Below are 13,133 nucleotides of genomic sequence, written 5' to 3'. Positions count from 1 at the left end.
GTCCGTCAAGCACCTTAGGCGCAGAAGCCCCTGGTTCACATCCGCACCTCGTCGGGTAAGGTAAGCCTTACCTCTAAAGGCCCCACACGTCTGCGAATGGGTGGTCCCCGTATGCCCGTGCCCGCCTCGGCCACAGCAAGCGCGTACGCCCGCCTCGCGGAAGCCGTCCCCAGCATGGGCATCACGGAACTGGACCACGCGGAGCCCTTCCCCCCCGGCCCCGGATGGATCACCAGCGACGCCCTCGCCGCAGGCGGCACCGCCCTCGACGACTTCCTCGCCCACGACGAGGCCCAGGTCGTCCGCGACTACGGCCGACAGGCCCGTCCCGACGTGATAGCCAGTTTCGGCCTGCACCGCTACGCCTGGCCGGCCTGCCTGCTGATCACCGTCCCGTGGTTCCTCAGTCGCCGCGTCCCCCGCTACCCCGTGACGCATGTCTCGTACGACCGCGACGCCCCCGGCCTGGCCATGGGCCACCTCATGGTCCGCCCGCACGGCTTCGCCTGCCTCCCCGACGACCCCGCCGCGATCCTCCCGGGCGCCACGGTGGTCCCGGACGAGGAGGCGCTGCGGGCCGAGGTACGCGCGGCCGTCGCCGAGCACCTGGAACCGGTCCTGGCCGCCTTCGGCCCCCGGATGCGCCGCCGCGGCCGCGCCCTGTGGGGCATGGCGACCGACGAGATCGTCGAGGGCCTGTGGTACGTCGCCCACCTCCTCGGCGAGGAGGACCGCGCGCGCCGCGAGCTGGAGCTGCTGCTGCCGGGCGCGACCAAGCCGTACGCCGGCTCGGCCGCCTTCCGTGAGCTCACGGGCCCGAACGGCGAGACGCTGCCCACTCGGGACCGGGCGAGCTGCTGCATGTTCTACACCCTCCGCCCCGAGGACACCTGCGCCACCTGCCCGCGCACCTGCGACGCGGACCGCGTGACCAAACTGCTGGCCGCGACGGCCGGTTGAGGCGGCTCACACCCCGTCACATCCCGTAAGATCATCGGGACCGCCCCGGGCAACCACACCAGCACCACTCGTACCGCCGGCATCACTCGTACGGGTAGTCTTATTCGAACTCAACTCCCGCCCCTCACGCGGCAGTTCGAGCAGAACGCCGCCTCGGGCATCCCCTTGCACTTCCATGGCGGCCTCTTGCACCGAAACCCCCTGAGGGCCGGTGGGTTTGGGCCACCATGGCGGGCGTTACGCCCTATCCCAATGCAAGGGACCCCAGATGAGACTGACCGACATATCGCTGAACTGGCTGCTACCGTGCGCCGTACTGCTCGCGGGCATGCTGACGGCGGTTGCGGTACTCCAGCGCGGCAAGCGTTCCGCGGGGAAGGACGCGAGCGCGGACGACTCGTGGGAGCGTATGGAGGAGCGCCGCAGGCGCAAGGAAGCCATATACGGCACCGCTTCCTACGTACTCCTCTTCTGCTGTGCCGCGGTCGCCGCGGCGCTCTCCTTCAAGGGCCTCGTCGGCTTCGGCCAGCAGAACCTCGGGCTCACCGGCGGCTGGGAATACCTGGTTCCGTTCGGCCTCGACGGCGCGGCGATGTTCTGCTCGGTGCTCGCGGTGCGTGAGGCCAGCCACGGCGACGCGGCGCTCGGCTCCCGGATACTGGTGTGGACGTTCGCGGGCGCGGCGGCCTGGTTCAACTGGGTGCACGCCCCTCGCGGCCTCGGCCACGACGGCGCCCCCCACTTCTTCGCGGGCATGTCCATGTCGGCGGCGGTCCTCTTCGACCGCGCCCTGAAGCAGACCCGCCGGGCCGCGCTGCGTGAGCAGGGTCTGATTCCGCGACCGCTGCCGCAGATCCGCATAGTCCGCTGGCTGCGGGCGCCGCGTGAGACGTACAAGGCATGGTCGCTGATGCTGCTGGAAGGTGTCCGCACCCTTGACGAGGCCGTCGACGAGGTACGCGAGGACAAGCGGCAGAAGGAGCAGACGCGGCTGCGGCGGCGTGAGCAGGAGCGGCTGGAGCGTGCGCAGCTCAAGGCGATCAGCCGGGGCCACGGTCGCGGCTTCGTCGGCCGGGGCGGCGGACGGCACGCCGAGCTGCCCGCCGTGGAGCAGGTGGCCGAACGCGTCCCCGCGGAGCCTGCCATATCCACCGCGGAACCTCTGCCGGTCCGCGCACGGCCCTCACTGCAGCCCGTGCGCACCGGCTCCGATCCGCTCACGGTCGACCTCACCGCGGAGGACGACACCATGGCCCTGCCGCGCCTCGACTCCCTTGAGCGCAAGCTGAAGGACCTGGAGCAGCAGTTCGGTTAGGACCGGACAGCACGGGACGGGGGTGCGGTCCGACACGGACCGCACCCCGTGCCGTTCAGGCGGCCTCCGCGTCCGCCTCCAGTTCGAACCACACGGACTTCCCCGACTCGTGCGGCCTTACGCCCCACGCGTCCGCGAGGGACTCCACCAGCACGAGTCCCCTGCCGTGCGTGTTCTCGTCAGGGTTCGCCACCCGCAACCGGGGTCTGCGGGCCACGTAGTCCCGTACCTCCACCCGCAGCCCATGGGGCCCGACGGTGGCCGTCAGGACGGCCTCCTGGTCGGTGTGGACGATCGCGTTGGTGACGAGTTCGCTGGTGAGCAGTTCCGCTATCTCCGCCCGGCCGGGTTGTCCCCAGTGCCGTAGCAGGTCGCGCAGCTCTCTGCGGGCCTCCGGGACCGCCCTCAGGTCCGACCTCCCGAGTCTGCGCTTGAGTTGCGACGCCTGTGCCTGCTCCGTGGCGCCGTCGGCCTCTTCCTCCACCGTCCCCGCCGAGAAGGCCCCGAACGCCGTGGGACCGCCCCCTCGTGCCTGCCTCTTCATGTCCCCCGCCCGCGTGCCGATGTGGTTTCCCCTCCTGCTCGAACACGTTCACGGGGATCCTTGCCCGATGGGCGCCGCGGCAGTCATGTGGAATTGTCAACGACCGGGTGTTCGGCCACGGCGGTGCCCGCCCCGGGCGCCCCACGGGGCCGCCGCCCGGGGCGTCCGGCGCGGTGCGGGCCGACCCGGAAGGTCCCAACTGCCGACCCAGGGCTGCCGATCCGGCCGTAGCCGCTGAGTGCGTGGGGCCGCCGGTTCTCGACATCCGGTCACGGGCCGCCCTACCGGTGCCGTGGCGCGGACGGCGAGACTGGCCAAAACCGTACGGCACGGCGGCCGCCCTCCCCACCCCCGTGGGAGAGGACGCCGCCGTTCCTCAGGGGGCCCGTGCGGTCAGTACAGCTTGTTCACCGCGGTGGTGGTGGTCTTCTTGAAGGCGCGCACCGGGGCGTCGGAGAAGTCGCCCATCTGCGCCCAGTCCACGACGGTGACGGTCCGGCCGTCGCGGCCCACCGACATCAGGCGGATGTCCGTGGCACCCCACGCCGTCCAGGTGTGCAGACCGTGCACGCGGGCGCCCTCCTCGACCGGCACGGCGCCGTAGTCCCGGTGCGCGGCGCCGATCTCCGGGTCCGTCTCGAGGCGGTCCGGACAGTTCCGGATCTCCTCGTTCATGCGGTCGGCGAGGGCCTTGGCCTTGACAGCGCTGCCCGTGACGATGGTGAGCTGGCGGGCGCCGGTGTCGAGGTCGGTGCGGAACTCCCGGTAGCGGGAGTCGTAGCCCGGGAAGACGTCGGCGAGGCAGAGACCGAGTTCCAGCGGCACCCCGTCGGTGACCTTGCCGGCGGTCCAGGAGGACGAGGGGTGCGGCGGCAGTTGGGAGGCCGAGAGGAAGGCGGGCGCGGGCTTCGCCGGGGCGGCGGCGCCCGCGGGTGCGGCGAGGGTCGTGAGCGTGGTGAGCCCGGCGACGACGAATGCGGTGAGCGCGCCGGCTCGGATGCGGTTGGGCATGGGTCTCCCCGTGAAGGTGTCGTACGAAGTGGAATCGTCGCCCGCGCCCGACGGTCGGTCCGGCGGAACCAGGGGCGTCGCCAAGAGCATCGGCCGTACCGGCGGGCAGCCGCAACAGCCGGCGCGGCATCCGGCACGATGGAACCATCCCAGCCCGGCTGACGTGCAGATATGTGAGTGCCTGGGATGCCGTCCCGGGCCAGGACGGAGGGTACGGTGCCGGCACACGACGACGTGGCGGAGTTCGCGGCGCTGCTGCGGGCGTTCAAGGCGCGCACCGACCGCAGTTACGGCTCGCTGGCCCGCCGCCTGGGCATGAACACCTCGACGTTGCACCGCTACTGCGCCGGCGAGGCGGTCCCGCTCCACTTCGCCCCGGTCGAACGCTTCGCCGCGCTGTGCGGCGCCACACCGGAGGAACGCCTGGACCTCCACCGCCACTGGCTCCTGGCCGTCGCGGCCCGCCGCAAGGGCCGGACGGCGGGGTCGTCGTCGGCCGCCGCGCGCGAAGTGGCGGTGGAGGAGGTCCCTCCGAAGGAGCCCCGCACGCAGCCGGCGCCCGTGCCGGCGCCCTCGCGGAGGATCGTCCGCCCCTGGTACCGGCATCGCCGCTTGGCCCTCGCCGCCGGACTCGCCTCCGCCCTGGTCGTCGCCCTCGTCGCCCTGCGTCCGGACGGTGGGGGCGGCAAGGAGCAGGCGGAGCCCCCGCGTCCGGTGGCCGTCGCGGCTCCGCTCGCGTGGACCGCCGACTCCCAGGCGTGGTCGCTCGGCTGCGGGCACGACTACGTCATCCGCAGATCTCCGGACCGGGTCCCGCCGCCCCCGGCCCCGCAGGACGCCGGGCGGTGGGCGGCGACCCAGGACGCCGTGCACGGGCGTGAGACGAACATCCGGGTCTCCGTGCAGGGCAGGACGTCCACGGCCGTGGTCCTGGAGGCGCTGCGCGTCCGTGTCGTGGGCCGTACCGACCCGGTGCCCGGCACGGCGTACGCCATGGACCAGGGCTGCGGCGGCGCGCTGACGCCCCGCCACTTCGCGGTGGACCTGGACGCCGACCGCCCGATCGCCCGCGCGATGCCCGGCAACGACGCGGGCGACCCCCTCCCGGCGGTGCGCATGCCCTACCGCGTCTCCGCCGAGGACCCGGAGGTCCTCCTGGTCAACGCCCGTACCGGGCACTGCGACTGTTCGTGGTACCTGGAGCTGGACTGGTCCTCCCAGGGCCGGTCCGGCACGATCCGTATCGACGACGACGGCCACCCGTTCCGCACGACCGCCATCGAGGACCTGCCCCGGTACGCGTACGACACGTCCGCGCGCCGCTGGACGCCTTACGTCGACCAGTAGTGCTTCAATCCACAGGGCTCGCCCTCACGCCTCCCACACGGCGGCCGCCGTACGGTCGTCGGCGTATCCCTTCACCCGTACCTGGGTGTCGGCGAGGAAGGCGGCGAGACCCGGTGGCTGCGGGGCCGCCCACCGCTCCCGCAGATGCGCGGGCAGTTCCGGTTCGCCGCGCAGCGGCTCCGCGAGGCCGCCCGTGCACATCAGGAGCGTGTCACCCGGTCGGGCGACGGAGGCGCGGAAGCGGAAGGGTTCGCGGGGCGGCTCGGGGGCCGGTTCGTAGGGGCTCGGCGGGGTCGGTATGCCGAGGTCCATGGTGAGCCGGTCGCCCGCGGGGGTCTCGGCGGGTGGTGACCCGAAGCTGAGGACGGGCTCGCCGGTGACCTCGCCGAACTGCGGTTCGATGTCCCGCCAGGCGCCGTCGCGCAGCCGGAACAGGCCTCCGGCGCCGACGCCGAAGAAGACGCGCGTGCGGCACCCGGGGTCGGCGGGCAGGAGCAGGCAGCGCAGGGTGGCGGCGTACTCGTCGGGCCGCAGGCCCTGTTCGGCGGCGCTGGCGCGGAGTTTGCCGAGGCTGCGGTCGGTGAGGCGGTGCAGGCCGGACTTCAGGTCGCCGCGGCGGCCGGCGCGTATGTCCTCGGCGAGCCGTGCGTGGCTGCGCCCGACCGCACGCCCGATCCACTGGCACACCTCGGCGGCGGCGCGGTGCGCGCCGGCGTTGGCACGTGCGCCGGTGGCCATCGCGACCAGTACGAGCGCGGTGTCGCCGGTGCCGAACCGGGCGGTGAACAGGGCGTCGCGGCGGGGCTCGCCCCGGTAGCGCGCGGAGTCCCCGCGCACGGAGGCGGCGCGCAAGGTGCAGGCGCCGTAGTGGGCGCCGTCCAGCACGGTGTCGGCGACCAGGTCGCCGAGGTCGTCGGGATCGGCGGGCGGCAGGGCGGTGGGCTCGGGCTCGTAGGTGGGCGGGCCGGAACCGACGTGGTGCAGCGGGGTGGGGGTGACGGGGGCCAGGCGGGGTGGTGCGGGTGGGGGCGGCGGGAACGGCGGGGGCGGCTCCGCGAAGGTGGGGGCGGGGCGTCCGGTGGCCGAGGTGGTGGGGCCGGTGGGCGGGAGTGGCAGGGAAGGGGCCGTTCCGGCGTCGCGCGGCCCGGGGACCGCCCCGTCGGCGCGGGGCGATGCGTCCGCGCGGCCGGCGCCGCCCCGTGGCGGTCGCGCGCCGTCGCGGCGCGGCGCGGGTAAGCCGCCGCCAGCGCCCGGCGGTTCGGTCACCGCGTCCGCCGCCGAGGCGAAACGGTCGTCGAGCGACTCGGGCGTGCGCGTGGGGCCCGTGTCCTCGGTGGTGTCGTCGTACAGCTGCCGCCACCAGTCGTCGGAGTGACCGGCGGGCCTTCCCCCCTGCTGGCTCATGCCCTCGATTGTCCACCGCACGGCCCGGATGAAAACGGGGCGTTCGGAAAATGGGACGCGGCTCTCCGGGTTCGCACGGCGTGTCGGGGTGACATGTCGTACGGGTGTCGGGTCCGGCGTACGCGCGCCGGGGCCAGGCACCGTACGGACGTGCGAGAGAGGCCACCGGGCGACTCCACCCCCCACGGGAGAGCCGCCCGGCGACGCGAAACACCCGGTGCCCGTCGGCGCCGGTGGCCCCACCTTGGCAGAGTTACGCGCGGTACGGCGACGATGTGCCGTGGCGGCTTTGCGCCGTGGCCTGTTTGCGCCACGGACGGTCGGCGGGTCCGGCTTCCGGGGAGGGGTGAGGGTCGATGCCGGCGGCGATCGGGCTGGACGGGACGCGGGAGTCGGCGTACCGCGCGCTGGTGACGGTGGGTGCCGCCGACGTGACCGATCCGTCCCGGCGGCTGACGCTCGGCGAGCACGACACCGAGCGCGCGCCGCGCCGCCTGGAACGACACGGCCTCGCCGCCCAGTCGTCCGCCCGGCCCGGTTGCTGGGTGGCCGCCCCGCCCGGGGTGGCGCTGGGCGCGCTGCTCACCCGGTGGCGGCACGAGCTGGAGCAGGCGGAGGTGGCGGCCGTGCTGCTCGCCGAGGAGTACCGGGCGGCGGCCGAACCGGCCGTGCACGACCTGGTCGAGGTGGTGATCGGGGCGGCGGCGGTCACGCAACGGTGCCTCCAGTTGCAGCTGGGGGCGAGCGAGGAGGTGCGCGCGCTGGTCACCGGGCCCCGGTCGCCGTGACCGGGGCGGAGAACCACGCGGTGGAGCAGGCCGCCGCCCGCGGCGTGCGCTACCGGGTCGTGGTCGAGCGGTCGGTGCTGGACCAGCGGGACGGAGCGGCGCTGGTGGTGCACGCGAGCGGGCTGCCGGAACTGCTGGCGGGCCTGTTCGAGTCGGTGTGGCGTAAGGCGTTGCCGCTGCGGTTCGCCAAACAGCTGGACCTGGGCCTGAGGACCGTGCAGCGGCGGGTGAGGCGGTTGATGGAGCTGACAGGGGTGACGACCCGGTTGCAGCTGGGGTGGCAGGTGTACGAGCGCGGGTGGGTGGCCCGGGGCGCTGACGTACCGGTGCGCGGTGCGCCCGCCCGCGCGCGGCACCGGCGACCTGCGAGGTTCCGTGGGCTCCGGCAGGCTGGGCAGATGGGAGTGTGGCAGCTCCTGCTGGCCGGCCTGCTGATGGTGGCCGGCCTGTGCGGAGTGCTGGTGCCCGGGGTTCCGGGGTCGTGGCTGGTGTGGGCGGCGGTGATGTGGTGGGCGCTGCAGGACCCGCAGCCGACCGCCTGGTTCGTGCTGGTCGGCGCCACCGTCGCGCTGTTCCTGGCGCAGGTGGTGCGCTGGGCCCTGCCACCGCGCAGGCTCCGGGAGAGCGACGCCACCCCCCGGATGGCGGTGTACGCCGGGCTCGGCTCGCTCGTCGGCTTCTTCGTCGTCCCGGTCGTCGGCGCGATCCCGGGCTTCATGGCGGGCATCTTCCTCTGCGAACGCCTCCGGCTCGGCCGCCACGCCGAGGCCTGGGCCGCCGTGCGCACGGCGATGCGCTCGGGGGGCTCCAGCGTGCTCGCGGAGCTGTTCACCTGTCAGCTGATCATGGGCGTCTGGCTGGGCGTGGTGATCTGGGGCTGACCGGTCCGGGCGGACGATCAGTCCTTGCGGCCGGTCACCGCGACCGTCACCCCGAGGCCGATCATGGTCAGACCGCCGGCGCCACCGATGGCCGCGAGCCGCCCCGGGGACCGGGCGAACCAGTTCCGGGCACCGGCCGCGGCCAGCCCCCAGACGCTGTCGCAGGCGACGGCGATGAGGTTGAAGACCAGGCCGAGCAGCAGCATCTGCGCGGTGACGTGCCCCTGCGCGCGGTCCACGAACTGGGGCAGTACGGCGGCGAAGAACACGATCGTCTTCGGGTTGGTCACTCCGACCGCGAACCCCTCCCACAGCGTGCGCAGCCCCCCGGGGCCGGCTTGCGCCTGGCCGAACGCCGCCCGCAGCGCGTGCCGTTGCCGTATCGCCCGGATGCCCAGGTGGATCAGGTAGGCGGCGCCGGCCAGCTTCAGCGCCATGAAGACGACGGCCGACCGCTCCACCACGGCACCCACGCCGAACGCCACGGCGGCCACTGCGGCGTACGCCCCCAGCGTGTTGCCCACCACCGTGGTCATCGCGGCCCGGCGCCCCTGCACCAGGGCGCGCCCGACCACGAACAGGACACTCGGCCCGGGGACCACGATCAGCAGGAACGACATGGCGGCGAAGGCCGCGAGTCGATCGGTCGGCACCATGCCGCCCACGGAAACACGTGGGCGGCATGCGGTTCAATCGGTTATCCGGCGGCGCCCGCGGGCGGCAGCACGCCCTCCAGCGTGAGCAGCCGCACCTTGCGGTCCAGGCCACCCGCGTAGCCGGTCAGCGAGCCGTCGGCGCCGATGATCCGGTGGCAGGGGCGCACGACGAGCAGCGGATTGGCGCCGATCGCGCCGCCGACGGCCCGTACGGCGGCGCGCGGGGCGCCGATCCGTGCCGCGATCTCGCCGTACGTGGTGGTCGCCCCGTAGGGCAGCGATTCGATCGCGTTCCACACCCGCTGCCGGAACGGCGTGCCCTCGGAACGCCGTCTCAGCCGGAACTCCTTCCTCTCCCCGGCGAAGTACGCGGCGAGCTGCTCCTCCGCCTCGCGGAAGAGCGCGGGATCGTGCCGCCAGCCGTGCTGGACGGTACGTCCGCCCTTCTGCCCGGGCACGGACAGGGAGGTGAGGGTGCCATCCGGGTCGGCGGTGAGCAGCAGCTCGCCGAGAGGGCTGCCGACGGTGGCCCAGTGGATCTCCACGGAGGCGACAGCGGTGGTCACGGGGGGACGGGCGGTGATGCTCACGGGAACTCCAACTCCCCTGCTGTGCGCAGGTGTCGTACGGCATACGAGCGCCAGGGGCGCCAGCTGTCGGGGACGTCCGCGCCGGGCGGGGCGACGTCGGGGTCGCCGAGGGCGCGGGTGCGGATGACGGCGACGGTGGTGGCGTCCAGGCCGGGCAGGGCGAGCAGGGCGGCCTGCGCGTCGTCGCGGTCGGCGCCCGGATCGAGGCGTACGGCACCGTCGGCGAGGGCCGTGGTCAGGGCGCCCAGGGTGCCCTCGGGTTCGGCGCCGGCGAGGACGGCCGGTTCGGGGAAGAGGTGGGTGAGGGCGCCGCAGGGCGCGTCGAGCGCCTTGCCGTACCGCCGAACCAGCCCCTCCGCCGCCGGCCGCCCCACGAGCGCGCGTACCGCCAGTTCCTCCGGGTCGGCGGCGCCGGGCGACCGCAGGCCGGGCCGGGCGGCGACCAGGGGGGCGAGCCGCGGATCGGCGCCGAGGCGCCCGTCGACGGCGTACGGATCGGCGTCGAGGTCGAGCAGCCGCCGCAGCCGCTGCACGGCGGTGGTGAGGTCCCGCTGGTCGGTCAGGTGCATCCGGGCGTCGAGCCAGCCGCCGGGGTGGGTGGCGGAGCCGGAGCTACCGGTGCGCTCGTCGACGGCGACGATGCCGGTGCCGTACGGCAGCCGGAGCGTGCGCCGGTAGGTGCGCCGGCCGGGCGTCCCGCCGACCTCCTCGATGCCGGCCACGGCCTCGCGCGCGAGCAGGTCGAAGACGGCACGCGCGTGGTAGGGCCCGCGGTGGGCGAGCCGCAGCGGGATCCCGGCGCCGGGGGTGTCCGCCCGCCGAGCGGTACGTCCCTTGGGCGCGGCGGCCCGCAATGCGCTCGGGGTCGAGGCGTACACCTCGCGCATGGTGTCGTTGAACTGCCGCACGCTGGCGAACCCGGCGGCGAACGCGATCTGCGTGATGGGCAGGTCGGTGGTCTGGATCAGCACGCGCGCGGTGTGCGCGCGCTGGGCCCGGGCGAGGGCGACGGGCCCGGCGCCGAGCTCGGTGGTCAACTGGCGCTGCACCTGCCGGGCGCTGTACCCGAGTCGCGTGGCGAGTCCGGCGACGCCCTCCCGGTCAACGACGCCGTCGCCGATCAGCCGCATGGCCCGGCCCACGACATCGGCCCGGACGTTCCACTCGGCCGACCCCGGCACGGCGTCCGGGCGGCACCGCCGGCAGGCGCGGAAGCCCGCTCCCTGCGCGGCGGCGGCCGACGCGAAGAACCGCACGTTGGGCCGCTTGGGGGTGACGGCGGGGCAGCTGGGCCGGCAGTAGATGCCCGTGGTCTCGACCGCGAAGAAGAACTCGCCGTCGAACCGGGCGTCCCTGCTGCGCACGGCCGCGTACCTGGTGTCCTCGTCCATCACGCTGTCCAGTCTGCGCCCTGGAGAGGCGTGCGGCTGGCGGAATTCGGACACCCTGCTGTGTGATGTGCGTCGTGCGCCCGGGAGGACGGGCACGGGCGGGCGCGGCAGCGCCGCACGGCGCCGGCCGGTGCTCCGAACCGTGCCCGCCCCGGGTACGTCCTACCGCTGACGCCCCCGCTTGGCCTCCATCGCGGCCCGTCCCTCGGCGCCCTTGCGCTTCCAGTCCTTGCGGATCTCCGCCCGGAGCCGGGCGTCGGTCTTGGCCACGATCCACTGGTTCTCCCGGAGCAGCTTGCGATAGCTCTCCAGCCGCCGTACCGGCAGTTCACCCGAGTCGAGCGCGGCCAGCACCGCGCAGCCCGGTTCGGACTCGTGGGCGCAGTCGTGGAACCGGCAGTCGCCCGCCAGCTCCTCGATCTCGGCGAACACCTGCCCGACCCCGGTGCCGGCGTCCCAGAGCCCGACGCCGCGCAGGCCCGGCGTGTCGATCAGGACACCGCCACCGGGCAGCGGCAGCAGGTTGCGCGTCGTGGTCGTGTGCCGCCCCTTGCCGTCGACGTCCCGGGTGGCCTGCACCTCCATCACGTCCTGTCCGAGCAGCGCGTTGGCGAGTGTCGACTTGCCCGCGCCGGACTGCCCGAGCAGGACGGACGTCCCCCCGGCGACGACGGCGGCGAGCACGTCCAGTCCGTCCCCGCCGACGGCACTGACCGCCAGCACGGGCACGCCCGGCGCCGTGGTCTCCACGTCCTGCACGAGGTGCGAGAGCGTCACCGCGTCCGGGACCAGGTCGGCCTTGGTCAGCACGACCACCGGCTGCGCCCCGGACTCCCAGGCGAGTGCGAGGAAGCGCTCGATGCGGCCGAGGTCGAGTTCGACGGCCAGCGACACGGCGACGATCGCGTGGTCGACGTTGGCGGCGAGGATCTGCCCCTCGGACCGCTTGGAGGAGGTGGAGCGCACGAAGGCGGTACGGCGCGGCAGACACGTCCGTACGTAGCGGGGAGTGCCCGCGGGTTCGACGGCGACCCAGTCGCCGGTGCACACGACCCGCAGCGGGTCGTGGGGCGTGACGAAGGCGGTGTCGGCCCGCAGCAAGCCGCCGGCGGTGACCACGTCGCACTGACCGCGGTCGACCCGGACCACCCGCCCGGGCAGCAGTCCTTCGGAGTCGTACGGGGCGAACTCGTCCGCCCACGCGTCGTCCCAGCCGTAGGGAGCGAGCGCGGTGGAGACAGAGGTGGAAGACAACAGGGTGACCCTTCACAAGGGTGGCCCCGGCGGGGCGCGCACGGACGGCGCGCGAGAGCGTGGAGTGTGTCAGCCGGTGGCCACGGAGGTGGACTTGATGAGTTCCTGAGTGCGGGCAGCGCACAGCACGGCGACAGTCATCGGGTCTACACCTCCTCGACACACACTCGGTGGTACGGCGGCGGCATCGGGGCCACCGCCGGTTGCGCCCTCACTCTAATCGGGCGCCACGGTGCCCCGTCAACGCGTTTTGCGCACCGGAGTCCTTCAGGCCCCCGAGCACTGCCGTCCGTTCAGCGTGAAGTCGTATGCCGGCGAGTTCCTGCCGCGCCAGGAGGCGAGGAAGCCGAAGGCGAGGCTGCCGTCGGCGGCGACGGTCCGGTTGTAGTCGGCGGCGGTGGCGGTGACGCGGGAGCCGCTCTGGCTGACGTCCGCGTCCCACATCTGGCCGACCCGCTGGCCGTCCCGGAAGGTCCAGGCGACCCGCCAGTCGTCGAGGGGGCGCTCGGTGGTGACCTTGACGGCCGCCTGGAATCCGTCGGGCCACTGTCCGACGAGGTCGTAGGTGACGTGGCAGGTCGGCCGGGTGCTCGCGCCGGGCGTCGGCCGGGTCCGCGCCGTGGGACCGGTCGTCGAGCCCTGCGGTTCGGGGTCGGTGCCCTCGTGCGCGGACGGCGCGGCCGAAGTCTTTTCGCCCGAGGGCTTCGGGGAGGGCGACGCCGGCTGCGAGGGGGCCCGGGTGACGGCCGGCAGGGAGAGGCCGGGACCGGCCACGGGCCGGCGGTCGGCGGTGTCGGTGGGTGCCATCGCGCCGTCGCCGCTGTCGCCCTGCTGCATCAGGGTCACGGCGAGGGCCGGCAGGGAGACCAGGACGGCGGCGGCGAGCAGGCCGCCCCGCAGCACGCGTGCCTTGTCGGTACCGGCCGGGGCCGCCTCGTCGTCGGGGTCGAGGGCGCCGGGGCGGCCGGCGCCGAGGCGTACCTCGGCGGCGC

Annotated in this window: 12 protein-coding genes and 1 pseudogene; 5 read left to right on the top strand and 8 right to left on the bottom strand. The window is 74.1% G+C overall.

Annotation, left to right across the window (positions count from 1 at the left end; translation table 11 throughout):
* The first annotated feature begins 111 nt into the window (after positions 1 to 111).
* Together AB0O67_RS32655 and AB0O67_RS32650 are read left to right on the top strand one after the other, a co-directional pair.
* Positions 112 to 960: a (2Fe-2S)-binding protein gene (locus AB0O67_RS32655; protein ID WP_365458094.1), complete on the top strand. Its 849-nt coding sequence runs from the start codon at positions 112 to 114 to the stop codon at positions 958 to 960.
* A gap of 268 nt (positions 961 to 1,228) precedes the next feature.
* Entirely contained in the window at positions 1,229 to 2,275 is a 1,047-nt protein-coding gene (locus AB0O67_RS32650) for a DUF2637 domain-containing protein (RefSeq protein WP_365458091.1), read from the top strand.
* 55 nt (positions 2,276 to 2,330) lie between these two features.
* Here AB0O67_RS32650 and AB0O67_RS32645 read toward each other — a convergent pair whose 3' ends face one another.
* Together AB0O67_RS32645 and AB0O67_RS32640 are read right to left on the bottom strand one after the other, a co-directional pair.
* Positions 2,331 to 2,819, bottom strand: coding sequence for an ATP-binding protein (locus AB0O67_RS32645; RefSeq protein ID WP_365458088.1), 489 nt, complete (start codon positions 2,817 to 2,819; stop codon positions 2,331 to 2,333).
* A gap of 393 nt (positions 2,820 to 3,212) precedes the next feature.
* On the bottom strand, positions 3,213 to 3,830 hold the full coding sequence (locus tag AB0O67_RS32640) for a hypothetical protein (RefSeq protein WP_365458085.1): 618 nt from the start codon (positions 3,828 to 3,830) through the stop codon (positions 3,213 to 3,215).
* Positions 3,831 to 4,016: 186 nt separating this feature from the next.
* Between AB0O67_RS32640 and AB0O67_RS32635 the strand changes: the two genes are divergently transcribed.
* Positions 4,017 to 5,177: a helix-turn-helix domain-containing protein gene (locus AB0O67_RS32635; protein ID WP_365458082.1), complete on the top strand. Its 1,161-nt coding sequence runs from the start codon at positions 4,017 to 4,019 to the stop codon at positions 5,175 to 5,177.
* A gap of 24 nt (positions 5,178 to 5,201) precedes the next feature.
* Here the strand turns inward: AB0O67_RS32635 and AB0O67_RS32630 are convergent, their stop codons facing one another.
* A complete protein-coding gene (locus tag AB0O67_RS32630; RefSeq protein WP_365458079.1) occupies positions 5,202 to 6,581 on the bottom strand; it encodes a protein phosphatase 2C domain-containing protein in 1,380 nt (459 codons plus the stop codon).
* 356 nt (positions 6,582 to 6,937) lie between these two features.
* Here AB0O67_RS32630 and AB0O67_RS32625 point away from each other — a divergent pair.
* Positions 6,938 to 7,680 (top strand): annotated as a pseudogene (locus AB0O67_RS32625) (helix-turn-helix transcriptional regulator); the annotation flags it as partial.
* An 87-nt stretch (positions 7,681 to 7,767) separates the two neighbouring features.
* Positions 7,768 to 8,250, top strand: a complete 483-nt coding sequence (locus AB0O67_RS32620) for a DUF456 domain-containing protein (protein WP_365458103.1) — start codon at positions 7,768 to 7,770, stop codon at positions 8,248 to 8,250.
* 17 nt (positions 8,251 to 8,267) lie between these two features.
* On the opposite strand, the gene AB0O67_RS32615 is transcribed toward AB0O67_RS32620, so the two are convergent.
* From AB0O67_RS32615 to AB0O67_RS32595, 5 genes are all read right to left on the bottom strand, one after another.
* Positions 8,268 to 8,906 carry a LysE family translocator gene (locus AB0O67_RS32615; protein WP_365458076.1) on the bottom strand — a complete coding sequence of 213 codons (639 nt, stop codon included), beginning with the start codon at positions 8,904 to 8,906 and terminating at the stop codon, positions 8,268 to 8,270.
* 41 nt (positions 8,907 to 8,947) lie between these two features.
* Positions 8,948 to 9,451, bottom strand: coding sequence for a methylated-DNA--[protein]-cysteine S-methyltransferase (locus AB0O67_RS32610; protein ID WP_365458100.1), 504 nt, complete (start codon positions 9,449 to 9,451; stop codon positions 8,948 to 8,950).
* A gap of 41 nt (positions 9,452 to 9,492) precedes the next feature.
* Positions 9,493 to 10,887 carry an AlkA N-terminal domain-containing protein gene (locus tag AB0O67_RS32605; protein ID WP_365458097.1) on the bottom strand — a complete coding sequence of 465 codons (1,395 nt, stop codon included), beginning with the start codon at positions 10,885 to 10,887 and terminating at the stop codon, positions 9,493 to 9,495.
* 162 nt (positions 10,888 to 11,049) lie between these two features.
* On the bottom strand, positions 11,050 to 12,141 hold the full coding sequence (rsgA, locus tag AB0O67_RS32600) for a ribosome small subunit-dependent GTPase A (protein WP_365458073.1): 1,092 nt from the start codon (positions 12,139 to 12,141) through the stop codon (positions 11,050 to 11,052).
* A 267-nt stretch (positions 12,142 to 12,408) separates the two neighbouring features.
* On the bottom strand, positions 12,409 to 13,133 hold a 725-nt coding region (locus AB0O67_RS32595), incomplete at its 5' end, for a cellulose binding domain-containing protein (protein ID WP_365458070.1).

It is taken from the genome of Streptomyces sp. NPDC086077 (assembly GCF_040686175.1).
Lineage (GTDB): Bacteria > Actinomycetota > Actinomycetes > Streptomycetales > Streptomycetaceae > Streptomyces.
This window is presented reverse-complemented; position numbering and strand designations above follow the sequence as displayed.